Origin of the sequence: Streptomyces sp. NPDC001502, assembly GCF_042894785.1 — a bacterium.
Taxonomy (GTDB): Bacteria; Actinomycetota; Actinomycetes; order Streptomycetales; family Streptomycetaceae; genus Streptomyces; species Streptomyces kutzneri.
This window is the reverse complement of the sequence record NZ_JBIAVW010000004.1, coordinates 188,193-201,904: the sequence shown is the minus strand read 5'-3', so window position 1 is coordinate 201,904 and position 13,712 is coordinate 188,193. Positions and strand designations below refer to the sequence as shown.

General features: G+C 71.3%; 15 protein-coding genes. 10 read left to right on the top strand and 5 right to left on the bottom strand.

The window, feature by feature from the left end; genetic code table 11:
* Positions 1-2 precede the first annotated feature (2 nt).
* From ACFY0D_RS08175 to ACFY0D_RS08165, 3 genes are all read left to right on the top strand, one after another.
* A complete protein-coding gene (locus tag ACFY0D_RS08175) occupies positions 3-941 on the top strand; it encodes a MerR family transcriptional regulator (RefSeq protein WP_390797558.1) in 939 nt (312 codons plus the stop codon).
* Positions 938-1,294 (top strand): hypothetical protein, encoded by a 357-nt coding sequence (locus ACFY0D_RS08170; RefSeq protein WP_390797557.1) that lies wholly within the window; start codon positions 938-940, stop codon positions 1,292-1,294. Before ACFY0D_RS08175 ends, ACFY0D_RS08170 begins: the two co-directional genes overlap by 4 nt.
* Positions 1,295-1,357: 63 nt before the next feature.
* Complete coding sequence (locus tag ACFY0D_RS08165; protein WP_390797556.1) at positions 1,358-2,266, top strand: 1-aminocyclopropane-1-carboxylate deaminase/D-cysteine desulfhydrase; 909 nt, start codon at positions 1,358-1,360, stop codon at positions 2,264-2,266.
* A 209-nt stretch (positions 2,267-2,475) separates the two neighbouring features.
* On the opposite strand, the gene ACFY0D_RS08160 is transcribed toward ACFY0D_RS08165, so the two are convergent.
* Positions 2,476-4,056 carry a Na+/H+ antiporter gene (locus ACFY0D_RS08160; RefSeq protein WP_390797555.1) on the bottom strand — a complete coding sequence of 527 codons (1,581 nt, stop codon included), beginning with the start codon at positions 4,054-4,056 and terminating at the stop codon, positions 2,476-2,478.
* A 212-nt stretch (positions 4,057-4,268) separates the two neighbouring features.
* On the opposite strand from ACFY0D_RS08160, the gene ACFY0D_RS08155 reads away from it, so the two are divergent.
* The 3 genes from ACFY0D_RS08155 (at position 4,269) to ACFY0D_RS08145 (ending at position 6,194) form a co-directional block, all read left to right on the top strand.
* Positions 4,269-4,529, top strand: coding sequence for a UBP-type zinc finger domain-containing protein (locus ACFY0D_RS08155; protein WP_150259170.1), 261 nt, complete (start codon positions 4,269-4,271; stop codon positions 4,527-4,529).
* A gap of 205 nt (positions 4,530-4,734) precedes the next feature.
* Positions 4,735-5,148: an anti-sigma regulatory factor gene (locus ACFY0D_RS08150; protein WP_030012703.1), complete on the top strand. Its 414-nt coding sequence runs from the start codon at positions 4,735-4,737 to the stop codon at positions 5,146-5,148.
* Positions 5,145-6,194, top strand: a complete 1,050-nt coding sequence (locus ACFY0D_RS08145) for an RNA polymerase sigma factor SigF (protein ID WP_301366525.1) — start codon at positions 5,145-5,147, stop codon at positions 6,192-6,194. The genes ACFY0D_RS08150 and ACFY0D_RS08145 overlap by 4 nt, the downstream gene beginning before the upstream one ends.
* Positions 6,195-6,221: 27 nt before the next feature.
* Here the strand turns inward: ACFY0D_RS08145 and ACFY0D_RS08140 are convergent, their stop codons facing one another.
* The gene (locus ACFY0D_RS08140) at positions 6,222-6,671 is read right to left on the bottom strand and encodes a hypothetical protein (RefSeq protein WP_390797554.1); all 450 of its coding nucleotides are present in this window, start codon (positions 6,669-6,671) and stop codon (positions 6,222-6,224) included.
* Positions 6,672-6,755: 84 nt separating this feature from the next.
* Here ACFY0D_RS08140 and ACFY0D_RS08135 point away from each other — a divergent pair, with 84 nt between their 5' ends.
* Complete coding sequence (locus ACFY0D_RS08135) at positions 6,756-7,721, top strand: diacylglycerol kinase family protein (protein ID WP_030011937.1); 966 nt, start codon at positions 6,756-6,758, stop codon at positions 7,719-7,721.
* 324 nt (positions 7,722-8,045) lie between these two features.
* On the top strand, positions 8,046-8,303 hold the full coding sequence (locus ACFY0D_RS08130; protein ID WP_003953983.1) for a WhiB family transcriptional regulator: 258 nt from the start codon (positions 8,046-8,048) through the stop codon (positions 8,301-8,303).
* A gap of 150 nt (positions 8,304-8,453) precedes the next feature.
* Here ACFY0D_RS08130 and ACFY0D_RS08125 read toward each other — a convergent pair whose 3' ends face one another.
* Positions 8,454-9,923 (bottom strand): sensor histidine kinase, encoded by a 1,470-nt coding sequence (locus ACFY0D_RS08125; protein WP_301366527.1) that lies wholly within the window; start codon positions 9,921-9,923, stop codon positions 8,454-8,456.
* Between the two features lie 411 nt (positions 9,924-10,334).
* Positions 10,335-10,931 carry a TetR/AcrR family transcriptional regulator gene (locus tag ACFY0D_RS08120; RefSeq protein WP_390797553.1) on the bottom strand — a complete coding sequence of 199 codons (597 nt, stop codon included), beginning with the start codon at positions 10,929-10,931 and terminating at the stop codon, positions 10,335-10,337.
* A gap of 84 nt (positions 10,932-11,015) precedes the next feature.
* On the opposite strand from ACFY0D_RS08120, the gene ACFY0D_RS08115 reads away from it, so the two are divergent.
* Positions 11,016-11,777 carry an SDR family oxidoreductase gene (locus tag ACFY0D_RS08115; protein WP_390797552.1) on the top strand — a complete coding sequence of 254 codons (762 nt, stop codon included), beginning with the start codon at positions 11,016-11,018 and terminating at the stop codon, positions 11,775-11,777.
* A 14-nt stretch (positions 11,778-11,791) separates the two neighbouring features.
* Here ACFY0D_RS08115 and ACFY0D_RS08110 read toward each other — a convergent pair whose 3' ends face one another.
* Entirely contained in the window at positions 11,792-12,610 is an 819-nt protein-coding gene (locus tag ACFY0D_RS08110) for a leishmanolysin-related zinc metalloendopeptidase (protein WP_390797551.1), read from the bottom strand.
* Positions 12,611-12,923: 313 nt separating this feature from the next.
* On the opposite strand from ACFY0D_RS08110, the gene nagB reads away from it, so the two are divergent.
* Entirely contained in the window at positions 12,924-13,709 is a 786-nt protein-coding gene (gene nagB / locus ACFY0D_RS08105; RefSeq protein ID WP_390797550.1) for a glucosamine-6-phosphate deaminase, read from the top strand.
* Positions 13,710-13,712: the final 3 nt, after the last annotated feature.

The following is a 13,712-nucleotide window of genomic DNA, read 5'->3' as shown; positions in this document are numbered from 1 at the left end:
GCATGGACAGCGACACGCTCTACTCCATCGGAGAGCTATCCCGCCGGACGGGCCTGCCGGTGAAGACCATCCGGTTCTACTCCGACAAGGGCATCGTCCCGCCGACCGGCCGGAGCCCGTCGGGCTACCGGCTCTACGGCCCCGACGCGCTCGCACGCCTGGACCTGGCCCGCACGCTGCGCGACCTCGGCCTCGATCTGGCGACCGTACGCAAGGTGCTGGACCGGGAGGCATCCGTACCGGACGTCGCGGAAGCCCACGCCAACGCCCTGGACGTGCAGATCCACACGCTCCGCCTGCGCCGGGCAGTGCTCCGCGCGATCGCCGGACGCGGCCCCACCCTCATGGAGATGAACCTCATGCACCGACTCGCCACGCTTTCCCGGGCCGAACAGCACCGCCTGGTGTCCGGCTTCATCGACGGCACCTTCGAAGGCCTCGACACCAACCCCGAGTTCGTGAGCCTGATGCGCTCCGCCGTACCCGAGCTGCCCGACGACCCCACACCCGGCCAGATCGAGGCCTGGGTGGAACTCGCCGGGCTCTGCCAGGACCCGGACTTCCGTGCGGCACTGCGCCGCACGGCCGAGGAGCAGGCACAGGAGCCTTCCGGGCAGGACGAGGTCGGCGCCCTGCACGAGGCCATCGACCGGGCGATGCGCGAACGGGTCGACGAAGCCGTGTCCGCCGGCCTCCTGCCGGCCTCCGCCACCGGTGGGTCCCTCGCCGACGCGCTGGGCGGCCTCTACGCCGACGCCTACGGGCGGGCCGGCGAAGGCGGCCTGCGCCGCTGGCTCCTCGCCCGCCTGCATGCCACCGCCGACCCGCACACCGAGCGCTACTGGCAGCTCCTGGCCACGGTCGACGGCCGGCCCGACTCACCCACGCTCGCGCCCGTGCGCTCCTGGTTCACCAGCGCCTTCGAAGGCGGGGCGCGATGAGGACGCGCGAGCTGAGGTTCGGCCTGTACGCGGACGAACAGGGGCTGGCCTGGGTCGTGCGGCTCGTCGAGGACGCCGTGGGCCCCCGGAGCGCCCGCATCATCGGCGAGACGGTCATCGACGCCTTCCCCGGGAGCGGGCTGTCGACCGCCGACATGTACGACTTCCTCGCGGAACAGTGGGACGTGGAACATCCCGGCCTCAGCAGCGGCGCACGCCGCCCGGTCGAGCTGCGCGTCCGTCTGGCGTGCTCCCTGCGCACATGGCGGGCGATCCGCCGGACAGTGATCGAAACCCTCTGCCCGGAGGGCTCGGCCCCGCACTCCTGCCGCGTCCCCTGGATGGCTCGCTGAGGCGGGGACCGGCACCGGGCGTGGACGTGCCGCGGCTCGGGGCGAGCCGTTCACAATGGACGGGTGAACCGCCCCCCGAACGTTGACGCGCTCCTGCAGCCGCGCCCGCCGTCGCCCCTGCAGGAGATCCGCGACGACAGGTTCGGCCGGCACGGCGTACGTCTCCTGCTCAAACGGGACGACCTCGTGCATCCTGAGCTGCCCGGCAACAAGTGGCGCAAGCTCGCGCCCAACCTGCGCGCGGCCCTGGACGCCGGCCACGACGGCCTGGTCACCTTCGGTGGGGCGTACTCCAACCACCTGCGGGCCACCGCCGCCGCCGGGCGGCTGCTCGGGCTGCGGACGGTCGGCATCGTGCGCGGGGACGAGCTGGCCGGGCGGCCCCTGAACGACTCGCTCGCCCGGTGCGCCGCCGACGGAATGCGACTGCACTTCGTGTCCCGGTCGGAGTACCGCCGCAAGGCCGACCCGCAGGAGCTGCCCCGGCTGGTGGACTCGGCGGGCGCGAACGGTGCGTACGTGGTCCCCGAGGGCGGCAGCAACGCCCTCGCCCTGCACGGCTGCGCCGAACTCGGCCGTGAACTGCGCGGCGCCGCCGACGTGGTGGCGGTGGCCTGCGGTACCGGCGGGACGCTCGCGGGCCTCGCGGCCGGGCTGGCCCCCGGACAGCGGGCGCTCGGGGTTCCGGTCCTGGCGGGCGGTTTCCTGGCCGCGGAGATACGTTCCCTCCAGGCGGCCGCCTTCGGGGGCCCGGCCGGCGCGTGGACCCTGGCCGAGGACTTCCACCACGGCGGCTACGCCCGGGTCCCGGCCGAGCTGGAGGCCTTCGCCGCCGACTTCGGCTCCCGCCACGGCCTCCCGGTGGAGCGGATCTACGTGGCCAAGCTGCTCTGGGCCCTGACCGGGCTCACCTCGGCCGGCGCCTTCCCGCACGGCACGGTCCTCGCCGCGGTGATCACCGGCCGACCGTGACCCGCCGGGTGCGCGGGCAGCCCACCCGGGCCGCCTCCCGCGAAGCCCGCGAAGCCCCGCGCGCAGCGCCGCACCCGGCACCCCGCCGCAGCGCGGAGCCGGTCCCCGTCCCGCCCTTTCACCGTTTCCCGGAGCTCCGCCCCGGACCCGCGCCTCGAACGCCGGCGAGGCCGAAACGGCCCCGCTGCCCCGCGCGACCCCCGCGGAGGCTACGTCTCCTCGCGGTAGGCCGCGGCCTCCTCCAGGTCCAGCCTGCGCAGCAGCGCCCGCAGCATCTCGTCGTCGATCCGCCGCTGGTCCCGCAGCGTCACGAAGACCTCCCGTTCGGCCGCGATCATCTCCCGCGCGAGCCGCCGGTAGACATCGTCCGCCGACTCCCCCGTCTCCGGGTTGACCTCGCCCAGCCGCTCCCACACCGCGTTGCGCCGGCGTTCCATGACCGTCCGCAGCCGGTCCGCCAGCGGCGGTGGCAGCGTGCTGTTCTCCGGTTCCTCCAGCAGCTCCGCCAGCCGCTCCTCGGCCGCCCGCGAGGCCTCGCTCTGCGCCTGCGCCTCCGCCAGGGTCTCGGCCTGCACGTCCTTCGGCGGCAGCTTCAGCGCCCGGATCAGCGGCGGCAGCGTCAGCCCCTGCACCACCAGGGTCCCGATGACCGTGGTGAAGGTCAGGAAGAGGATCAGGTTCCGGTGCGCCACATGCATCGGCACGGAGAAGGCGATGGCCAGCGAGACCACGCCCCGCATCCCGGCCCATCCCACGATCACCGGGGCCTTCCAGTCGGTCTCCGGCTCCCGGTCCCGGATCCGCGGCGACATCCAGCGGGGCACGAAGGTCGCCGGGAACACCCACAGGAAGCGGGCCGCCACCACCGCGAGGAACACGGCGATCGCGTACCAGGCCGCGTGCATGCCGTCGTACTCGCCCAGCCCCTTGAGGACCACCGGCAGCTGGAGTCCGATCAGCGCGAAGACCACCGACTCCAGCACGAAGGCGACCACCCTCCACACCGCCTCCTCCTGGAGCCGGGTGGCGAAGTCGACCTGCCAGTTCCGGTGCCCGAGGTACAGCGCGACCACGACCACCGCGAGCACCCCGGAGGCGTGGACCCGCTCGGCGGCCGCGTACGCCACGAAGGGGATCAGCAGCGACAGGGTGTTCTGGAGCAGGGGTTCCCGCAGCCGCGTGCGCAGGTGGTGGATCGGCACCATCAGCAGCAGGCCCACGGCGATGCCGCCGACCGAGGCCAGCAGGAACTCCTCGATCCCGCCCGCCCAGCCGGCGCTCACCCCGACCGCCGCCGCCAGCGCCACCTTGTAGGCGGTGATCGCGGTGGCGTCGTTGACCAGGGACTCGCCCTGCAGGATGGTCGTGATGCGGTTCGGCAGCCGGAGCTTGCGGGCGATCGCGGTGGCGGCGACGGCGTCGGGAGGTGCGATCACCGCGCCCAGCACCAGCGCCACCGGCACGCTGAGCCCCGGCACCAGCAGGTACGCCGCGTACCCGACGGCGAGCGTCGCGAAGAGGACGTAGCCCACCGAGAGCATCGCGATGGGCCGGATGTTCGCGCGCAGGTCCAGGTACGAGCTGTCCACGGCGGCCGTGTACAGCAGCGGCGGGAGCAGCAGCGGCAGCACGATGTGCGGGTCGAGCGTGTAGGCGGGCACCCCCGGCACGTAGCCGGCCAGCAGACCGGCGGCGACCAGCAGCAGCGGCGCCGGCACCGGGGTCCGGCGGGCCACCCCCGCGACGGCCGCGCTGCCGGCGATCAGCGCCACCAGCGGCAATACCTCCATCGAAGATCCACCTCAATCGTCGGCCGCTCGCCCCGAACGCGCGGGCTTGGCCGAGGAGATCCCCATGACTCGCACGGCGGGAACGTATTCTGTACGAGATCAAGCTCCGGTCAAAGCGTGACGCATCGACACTCCGCTGCATCTCAGCTCCGGCCCGTGCGCGCGGTACGCCCCGAGACTGAAGGCCGGGGTTCCGGTACAAGGAGAATGCGATGAGCGAGTGCACCCATGTTGCCGAACTGCCGCGTCCCGAACCGGTGCCCTCCCACCACACCTGCCCCGAGTGCCTGGCCCTCGGCAGCCACCCCGTGCAGCTGCGGATGTGCCTGGTGTGCGGGCAGGTGGCCTGCTGCGATTCCTCGCCCCACCGGCACGCCACGGCGCACCACCAGGAGACAGGACATCCGGTGATGCGGAGCTTCGAACCGGGTGAGACCTGGCGCTGGTGTTTTGTCGACGGTTCGATCGTCTGAAGCGGGGTAGTTCAACCCTCCGCCGGTTCCCCTGATTTGGGCCCCGCAGACCCCTAGCCACTGTGCGTACCCATGGGCTTACCATCAGTCACTGGCTCGCAGGCGGGGTGCTCGAAGCGGGCACCAAGAGGGGTGCCGCGACACGATCGCCCGGATCGCGATAGCGTCACCGGCGAACAGAGCTCGTACCACCTTGGAGGTGAGGGTGTCCCAGATCGCAGGCGAGCCCGGGACTCAGGACTTCGTGGAAGTCCGGCTGCCCGCTGCGGGTGCCTACCTGTCGGTGCTGCGGACGGCCACGGCCGGTCTCGCGGCACGTTTGGACTTCACCCTCGACGAGATCGAGGACCTCCGCATCGCGGTGGACGAGGCCTGCGCGATCCTGCTCCAGCAGGCCGTGCCGGGCTCCGTCCTCAGTTGCGTGTTCCGGCTGATCGACGATTCGCTGGAGGTGACCGTCTCGGCGCCGACCACCGACGGGCGCGCACCGGAGCGTGACACGTTCGCGTGGACGGTCCTGTCGGCACTGGCCGGCAAGGTCGAGGCCACGGTCGAGGAGAACCGGACGGTGAGCATCAGCCTCTACAAACAGCGCGGCGCGGGACCAGGCCCGGCGTGAGCGGCGGGGAGATCCCGGTGCGGGGCGGGGATCGGCCCCGGGTACGGCACGAGGTCGACGGCGGCATCCCGGAGCAGCAGCACGCCCGGCCGCACCCGGCTGACGCGGATGCGGAAGACGGCTTTTTGGACTCGGCGGAGCGACGGGCGGGCCCTATGAGCGAGAACCAGCAGGAACAGCCACAACCATCCCGGCCGGCCGGGACGGGAGCCGAGGCCGAGGCCACGGCTCCCGTGGTGCCTCCGGTAGCGCCGGTGCCGGTGTTCCCGGTGACCCCGGCGCTGCCGGATCCGCGCGACCGCAGCGGCGCGCGGGCCCTGTTCATCGAGCTGCGGGCGCTGCCCGACGGGTCGGTGGAGAAGGCCGAGCTGCGCAACCGGCTGGTACGGATGCACCTGCCGCTGGTGGAACACCTGGCACGGCGCTTCCGCAACCGCGGTGAGCCGCTCGACGACCTGACCCAGGTCGCGACGATCGGCCTCATCAAATCGGTGGACCGGTTCGACCCGGACCGCGGGGTCGAGTTCTCCACGTACGCCACGCCCACGGTGGTCGGCGAGATCAAGCGCCACTTCCGTGACAAGGGCTGGGCGGTGCGGGTGCCGCGTCGTCTGCAGGAGCTGCGGCTCTCGCTGACGACGGCCACGGCCGAACTGTCCCAGCAGCACGGCCGCTCCCCGACGGTGCACGAACTGGCCGAGCGGCTGGGGATCTCCGAGGAGGAGGTGCTGGAGGGGCTGGAATCGGCCAATGCCTACAGCACGCTCTCCCTCGACGTCCCGGACACCGACGACGAGTCGCCGGCGGTCGCGGACACCCTGGGCGCGGAGGACGAGGCCCTGGAGGGCGTCGAGTACCGCGAGTCCCTCAAGCCGCTGCTGGAGGGCCTGCCGCCGCGGGAGAAGCGGATCCTGCTGCTTCGCTTCTTCGGCAACATGACCCAGTCGCAGATCGCCCAGGAGGTCGGCATCTCCCAGATGCACGTGTCCCGGCTGCTGGCCCGCACGCTGGCCCAGCTCCGCGAGAAGCTCCTCGTCGAGGAGTAGGCGGGCGGAGGAAGACCGGACGACCGGTTATCGGGCCTGCTCCCCGGGCCCGATACCCAGAGCCTCGGTCGCCGTCGGATTCACCAGGAGCGCCACGACGGCCACCGCGGCCACGGCCAGCGCCACGGCGGCGGCGATCATCGCGCCGCCGGTGCTGTAGAGGGTCCAGGCCACCGGCAGTGCCATCAGCTGGGTGATCAGGGCCGGGCCGCGGCTCCAGCGGCGGCCCAGGCGCAGCCCGCGGGCTGCGACCAGCGGCAGCGCGGCGAGCGCGAGCAGGGTGATCCCGCCCGTCTCGGCCTGCTGCGGGGAGTCGGGGTCACCGGCGATCCCCACGAAGAGCATGTAGATCCCGAGGCCGGCCAGCGCCAGGCCCTCCAGGGCGGTGAGCGCGGCGGCCGCGGTCAGCCGGCCGGGCAGCGCGGCGGTCGGGGCGGGGGCGGGGGCGGGGGCGTTCGCGGGCTGCTTCTTACTCACTCCAGCAGGGTAGCGGCGTGCTCCGGACCCCGGAGGGGACGGGCAGTAGGGTCGGCCTGTGAAGGGGTGGGTAGTCTGGCGCTCATGCGTGCACTTCTCGTGGCCAACCCAGCAGCGACGACCACCAGTGCGCGCACGCGCGATGTCCTGACCCATGCCCTGGCCAGCGAGATGAAGCTGGAGGCGGTCACCACCGAGTACCGCGGGCACGCCCGGGACCTGGGGCGCAAGGCCGCGCACGAGGGGCTCGACCTCGTCGTCGCCCTCGGCGGCGACGGCACGGTCAACGAGGTGGTCAACGGGCTCCTGCACAACGGGCCCGATCCTGAGCGGCTGCCGCGGCTGGCGGTGGTTCCCGGCGGCTCCACCAATGTGTTCGCGCGCGCCCTGGGACTGCCGAACGACGCGGTCGAGGCGACCGGCGCCCTGCTGGACGCGCTGCGGGAGCAGCGCGAGCGGACGGTGGGTCTGGGCCTGGCGGCCGGTACCCCGGGCACGGAGGACGAGTCGGTCCCGGCCCGCTGGTTCACGTTCTGCGCGGGCTTCGGCTTCGACGCGGGTGTGGTGGGCCGGGTGGAGCAGCAGCGCGAGCGCGGCAAGCGTTCGACGCACGCCCTGTATGTGCGACAGCTGATGCGCCAGTTCTGGGAGGAACCGAACCGGCGTCACGGCACGGTCACGCTGGAGCGCCCCGGAGCGGACCCGGTGACCGATCTGGTGCTGTCGATAGTGTGCAATACGTCACCGTGGACGTATCTGGGGAATCGTCCGCTTTACGCCTCCCCCGAAGCCTCGTTCGATACTGCGCTTGACGTATTGGCACTGGACCGTTTGTCAACTCCGGCGGTCGCGCGGTACGCGACACAGCTCCTGACCTCCACTCCTGAGCGGGGTCCGCACGGCAAGCACGCGGTGTCTCTGCACGATCTGACCGACTTCACCTTGCATTCGAAGGTTCCGCTTCCCTTCCAGATGGACGGCGATCACCTCGGACTGCGGACCAGCGTTCGGTTCACAGGCGTACGCCGTGCACTGCGTGTGATTGTGTGAGTGGAAGGGCCCGGAGGCCTTTCACTCGAACGTTTACACGTCGGTCCACCCTCACGATGTAGGGCTGTGACCTAGTAGACACCGACGAATCAAAAAAAACTTTCCGGAAGGGGTTGTATCCCCGTCCGAGGTTTGCGAATCTCTTCATGGCGATCGGGACAGCCCGCAACACCCGGCACCCACACAGACCGCCAGAACCCCTCCACGAATCTCTGACTGATCACCCGCGTGAAACCGGGCGGTCGCGCTTCCCTCACGGGGGGATTCGTGAAAGCGTTCACATTCACAAGCAACTTGCCCGCAATACAAGGAGATGGAGCAGCCATGGACTGGCGTCACAACGCCGTTTGTCGTGAGGAAGACCCGGAACTCTTCTTCCCCATCGGCAACACCGGTCCTGCGCTGCTGCAGATCGAGGAAGCCAAGGCCGTCTGCCGCCGTTGCCCCGTCATGGAGCAGTGCCTGCAGTGGGCGCTCGAGTCCGGTCAGGACTCCGGCGTCTGGGGCGGTCTCAGCGAGGACGAGCGCCGCGCCATGAAGCGCCGCGCCGCTCGCAACCGGGCGCGCAACGCCAGCGCCTGACAACGACTTTCGAGCCTCGACGCGCAGCGCGTAGTAACCGAACAAGCGCTCAGCACTGTGCTCTTGAGCCCCGGACCGAATCATTCGGTCCGGGGCTCAGTGCTGTGCGGGGCGCGACGCGATGCGTCACGCTGAGTCACGATTCGGCTGCTACTTCTGCGGGCTGGACGGGATGTCGAGGACGACCTTGGTGCCGCGCGGCTCGGCCCGGAGCATGTCGAACGTGCCGCCGAGCTCCCCCTCCACGAGGGTCCGTACGATCTGCAGCCCGAGGTTGCCGGCCCGCTGGGGGTCGAACCCCTCGGGCAGACCGCTGCCGTCGTCAAGCACGGTGATCAGCAGCCGGCCGTCGGTGCGACCGGTTCCGGTGCGGATCGCGGCCACCTCCACGGTGCCCCGCTCCCCCTGGGTGAAGGCGTGCTCCAGGGCGTTCTGCAGGATCTCGGTCAGCACCATCGACAGCGGAGTGGCGACCTCCGCGTCCAGGATCCCGAACCTGCCGGTGCGTCGGCAGTCGACCTTGCCCGGTGAGATCTCCGAGACCATCGCGATGACGCGGTCGGCGATCTCGTCGAACTCGACCCGCTCGTCGAGGTTCTGAGACAGCGTCTCGTGCACGATCGCGATCGATCCGACACGGCGCACGGCCTCGTTCAGCGCCTCGCGGCCCTGCGGGGAATCCATCCGGCGGGACTGGAGCCGCAACAGTGCGGCCACGGTCTGGAGGTTGTTCTTCACCCGGTGGTGGATCTCCCGGATGGTCGCGTCCTTGGTGATCAATTCACGTTCGCGACGACGCAGTTCCGTCACGTCGCGGCACAGCACAAGGGAGCCGATCCGGGTGCCCTTCGGCTTGAGCGGGATGGCGCGCAGCTGGATGACCCCGCTGTTGCCCTCGACCTCGGTCTCCCGGGGGGCCCAGCCGCTGGCGAGTTTGACCAGGGCCTCGTCCACCGGTCCGCGGGAGGGTGCGAGTTCGGCGGTGGTGTTGCCCAGGTGCTGGCCGACGAGGTCGGAGGCGAGGCCGAGCCGGTGGTAGGCGGAGAGCGCGTTCGGCGAGGCGTAGGTGACCACGCCCTCGGCGTCGAGCCGGATGAGGCCGTCCCCGACGCGCGGGGAGGCGTCCATGTCGACCTGCTGGCCGGGGTACGGGAAGGAGCCCGCCGCGATCATCTGGGCGAGGTCGGAGGCGGACTGGAGGTAGGTCAGCTCCAGCCGGCTCGGTGTACGCACAGTGAGCAGATTGGTGTTGCGCGCGATCACGCCCAGGACCCGGCCCTCGCGGCGGACGGGGATCGACTCGACGCGGACCGGCACCTCCTCGCGCCACTCGGGGTCGCCCTCGCGCACGATCCGGCCCTCGTCGAGCGCGGCGTCCAGCAGCGGGCGGCGGCCGCGGGGCACCAGGTGGCCGACCATGTCGTCCTGGTAAGAGGTGGGGCCGGTGTTCGGGCGCATCTGGGCGACCGAGACGTACCGCGTGCCGTCGAGGGTGGGCACCCACAGCACGAGGTCGGCGAAGGACAGGTCGGAGAGCAGCTGCCACTCCGAGACCAGCAGGTGGAGCCACTCCAGGTCGGTTTCTCCGAGAGCGGTGTGCTGGCGTACGAGGTCGTTCATGGAGGGCACCTTGCGAGCGTACCCCGGGTACGCGCCATGACTTTCCCCACGGCGGTACTCAGGAGTATCCAAGGGGGGCGCGGGCCGCGTACTGTTGGAGGAAGTGACGGGTTTCCAGGCCCTGTCATTGGATGGACAGAACAGAATGGTCTAGTCCACAATTGATTGCAGAACCTCCGCCCTCCCCGCACAGGAGGACGGATCGAGGTAAGCCGCGCGCTCTGCCCTGACCGCGCAGGCACCTCCACCGGCCGTCGGGAACCGCACACCTGTCGGCCGTAAGTACTCCGGGCTACGGTGCCGGGCGGGTCGAGGGTCCCGTCCTGCACCGTGGCCCAGAGGAACTCCTCCGCGTGGACGCGCAGGGTGCGTTCCGGGCGGACGTCCCGGCTCCCCCGGACCCCCGGCCGGTCAGGCCGCGGGCCAGGCCAGCAGGGCCCGCTCGGCCACCGCCTCCAGCTCTTCCCGGCTCGCCCCGTCGCGCGACTGCTGGGACATCCCCTGAAGCACCGCTCCGGCGTACCGGGCCAGCGCCCGCGCGTCCGTGTCCGCGGACAGCACGCCCGTGGCCATGTCGGCCCGGATCCGGCTCTCGAACATCACCAGGTTGGCGTTGCGGCGCTCGCGCAGCGCCTGCGCCACCTCGTCCGAGGTGGTGTTGATCGCGGCGCTGATCACCATGCAGCCCGGCGGGTGGGCCGGGTCGGTGTAGACGTCGGCGGCCTCGCGCAGGATGCGGGCGACGGCCGCCCGGGCGGTGGGCTCCTCGGCGAGCGCCACGCTCGCGAAGTCCCCGTACCGGCCGCCGTACACCACCACGACCTCGTCGAAGAGCGTGCGCTTGTCGCCGAAGGCCGCGTAGAGGCTGGGTGCGCTGATGCCGAGCGAGGCGGTCAGGTCGGAGATGGAGGTCGCCTCGTAGCCGCGCTCCCAGAAGGCCAGCATCGCCTTGTCGAGGGCGGCGTCGCGGTCGAAGGAACGGGGTCTGCCGCGCTGTCCGGTCACCATGCCCGCATTCTATAGCGGTCGCTAGGAAATCTGGTACGTTCCTTTCTGTAGCGACCACTAGCGATTACCGGAGGGGGGCGCGTCATGGGCGTGCTCAAGGGGAAGACGGCATTGGTCACCGGCGGCAGCCGGGGCATCGGGCGGGCCGTGGCCGAGCGGCTGGCGCGGGACGGGGCACTCGTCGCGGTGCACTACGGACGCGACCGGGCGGCGGCGAAGGAGACGGTCGCGGCGATCGGGGCGGCCGGCGGACGGGCCTTCGCCATCGGGGCCGAGCTCGGCGTCCCCGGCGACGCGCAGGCCCTGTGGGCGGCGTACGCGGCCCATCCCGACCACACCGAGGGCGTCGACATCCTGGTCAACAACGCCGGGGCGGCGGCCTTCGCGGGGATCGGGGACACGGACGAGGAGATGTACGACCGGGCGCACGCGCTCAACGCCAAGGCGCCGTTCTTCGTGATCAAGTACGGGCTGGAGCGGCTGCGCGACGGGGGCCGGATCGTGAACGTGACCGGCACCCCGGACATCGCCCTGCCCGCCATCCTGGCCACGGTCATGGCCAAGGGTGCCGCGAACGCGCTGACCCGGTCGCTGGCCGCCGAACTGGCTCCGCGCGGGATCACCGTGAACTCGGTCGGCCCCGGCATCACCGAGACCGACCTCAACGCGGACCTCCTCGCGGACGGCGCGACCCGGGCCCACCTGGCCGCCCGGTCCGTCTTCCACCGGGTGGGCACGGCGCAGGAGGTCGCCGACGTGGTGGCCTTCCTGGCCTCGCCGGACTCCCGCTGGGTGACGGGCCAGCACCTGGACGCGACGGGCGGCCTGCAGCTCGCGCTGATCTAGGGGGACACACACCCCTACGGCCGGTCGGCGGGGATGCTGCTGGGGACGGTCGGGAGCATGACGCCTCTCGGAGCCGCGGCTTCCGCGCCGCCGGCCATCGCGATGACGAAGGGGTCGGGGAGTGCGTAGGGCTCCGCGGCATCGAGGTCGACCTGGTAGCCGAGGTCCCCGAGGCTCGCCACGGTCAGCCTGCTCAGGGGGTTGCCGGGGCCCCCGATGGTCGGCGACATCAACTCGTCGCCGAAGACCCGCTCCCGCCAGTGGCCGCCCGCGCTTCCCGCGCCGCCGACGTTCGCGACCGGTACGGGTGTGGGCTGCCCGGCTCCGATGAGCTCGCCGAACTCCTTCATGGCGCCGGGACCGACGAAGGTGGGGTTGGAGCCGGGGAAGTCCTTCAGCAGGCCGAAGACGCCCCAGATCGTCCCGATCCCCAGGACATGGCCCATCTCGTGCGTGATGACGTCGAGCAGCGAGCCGTCGTCCTCCATCTGTCCCAGGTCGGCCTTGTCGAACCGCATGATGCCCGTGGCGGGCAGGCGCGCTCCGGTGACCGCCGTCTCGCGCCGGAAGCGGATCGGCCCCGCCTCCCCGAGCGTGCCGAAGACCCCGTCGATCGCCACGCCTTCGGCGTCGATCAAGAGGTCGTCGATGACGACGTCGCCGGTGAAGTCGCGAAGGATCGCGGTCTCCAGGTCACCGACGATGACCCGGGCCCAGCGTTCGGCGGCCTGCGCGAAGACGTCCCGCTGGCCACTCGTCAGCCCCCCCGATGAACCGCACCTCGATCTGGAACGGGGAGGTGGTCGCGGCGAGCAGCTCGGCGCGACCGGCATCCGCGACAGCTCTGTAGGTCTCGAAGGCGTAGCTGGTGTGCCTGCCCATGACGACCACTCCAATCGCACGTACCATGATTTACCTATATAAACCACCGTAAAGGAGAATGGAGTTGTAGACAGGACAACCAAAAGGTTGAAGGTTCTCCCGACCCCTCGACCCCTCCAGCCCCTCCGAACCCTCCCGGCCACAGGGGAGGCCGGACCCGGGAATCCTCATCACGACGGATGGCGGCGAGACCCCCGCCGTACGCGACGACCTCTGCTAGATTGGTCTATACCACCCGACCCACTCCAGATCGGCAGGCCCCGCGTGGAAGTTGTCATCGTCCCGGACGCCAAGGCAGGCGGCGAGCTCATCGCGGAGGCCATGGCCGCCCTGGTGCGGCGCAAGCCCGACGCCCTGCTCGGCGTGGCGACCGGCTCTACCCCGCTGCCCGTCTACGAGGCCCTCGCCGCCAAGGTCAAGGCCGGCCAGGTCGACGCCTCCCAGGCCCGGATCTGCCAGCTCGACGAGTACGTCGGCCTGCCGGCCGGGCACCCCGAGTCCTACCGCGCGGTCGTGCTCCGCGAGGTCGTCGAGCCCCTGGGCCTGTCCGAGGCCTCCTTCATGGGCCCCGACGGTTCGGCCGAGGACATCGTCGGCGCGTGCGAGGCCTACGACCGCGCCCTGGCCGAGGCCGGCGGCGTCGACCTGCAGCTGCTCGGCATCGGCACGGACGGCCACATCGGCTTCAACGAGCCCTGCTCCTCCCTCGCCTCCCGCACCCGCATCAAGACGCTGACGGAGCAGACCCGCGTGGACAACGCGCGCTTCTTCGACAACGACCTGGAGCAGGTGCCGCACCACGTCGTCACCCAGGGCATCGGCACCATCCTCGACGCCCGGCACCTGGTCCTCCTGGCCACCGGCGAGGGCAAGGCCGAGGCCGTCGCGCAGACCGTCGAGGGCCCGCTGTCCGCGCTGGTCCCGGCCTCCGCGCTGCAGCTGCACCGGCACGCCACCGTGATCGTGGACGAGGCCGCCGCATCGAAGCTGAAGCTGGCCGACTACTTCCGGCACGCCTACGCCAACAAGCCCGCCTGGCAGGGCCTGTAGCCG

Bases quoted from the DNA above. Each gene is read 5' to 3' on its own strand.
- ACFY0D_RS08175 (WP_390797558.1), top strand. From the start codon at position 3: ATGGACAGCGACACGCTCTACTCCATCGGAGAGCTATCCCGCCGGACG.
- ACFY0D_RS08115 (WP_390797552.1), top strand. From the start codon at position 11,016: ATGGGCGTGCTCAAGGGGAAGACGGCATTGGTCACCGGCGGCAGCCGG.
- ACFY0D_RS08135 (WP_030011937.1), top strand. From the start codon at position 6,756: ATGCGTGCACTTCTCGTGGCCAACCCAGCAGCGACGACCACCAGTGCG.
- ACFY0D_RS08160 (WP_390797555.1), bottom strand. From the start codon at position 4,056: ATGGAGGTATTGCCGCTGGTGGCGCTGATCGCCGGCAGCGCGGCCGTC.
- ACFY0D_RS08110 (WP_390797551.1), bottom strand. From the start codon at position 12,610: ATGCCGGTCGCGCCGAGCTGCTCGCCGCGACCACCTCCCCGTTCCAGA.
- ACFY0D_RS08130 (WP_003953983.1), top strand. From the start codon at position 8,046: ATGGACTGGCGTCACAACGCCGTTTGTCGTGAGGAAGACCCGGAACTC.
- ACFY0D_RS08170 (WP_390797557.1), top strand. From the start codon at position 938: ATGAGGACGCGCGAGCTGAGGTTCGGCCTGTACGCGGACGAACAGGGG.
- ACFY0D_RS08155 (WP_150259170.1), top strand. From the start codon at position 4,269: ATGAGCGAGTGCACCCATGTTGCCGAACTGCCGCGTCCCGAACCGGTG.
- ACFY0D_RS08120 (WP_390797553.1), bottom strand. From the start codon at position 10,931: ATGGTGACCGGACAGCGCGGCAGACCCCGTTCCTTCGACCGCGACGCC.
- ACFY0D_RS08125 (WP_301366527.1), bottom strand. From the start codon at position 9,923: ATGAACGACCTCGTACGCCAGCACACCGCTCTCGGAGAAACCGACCTG.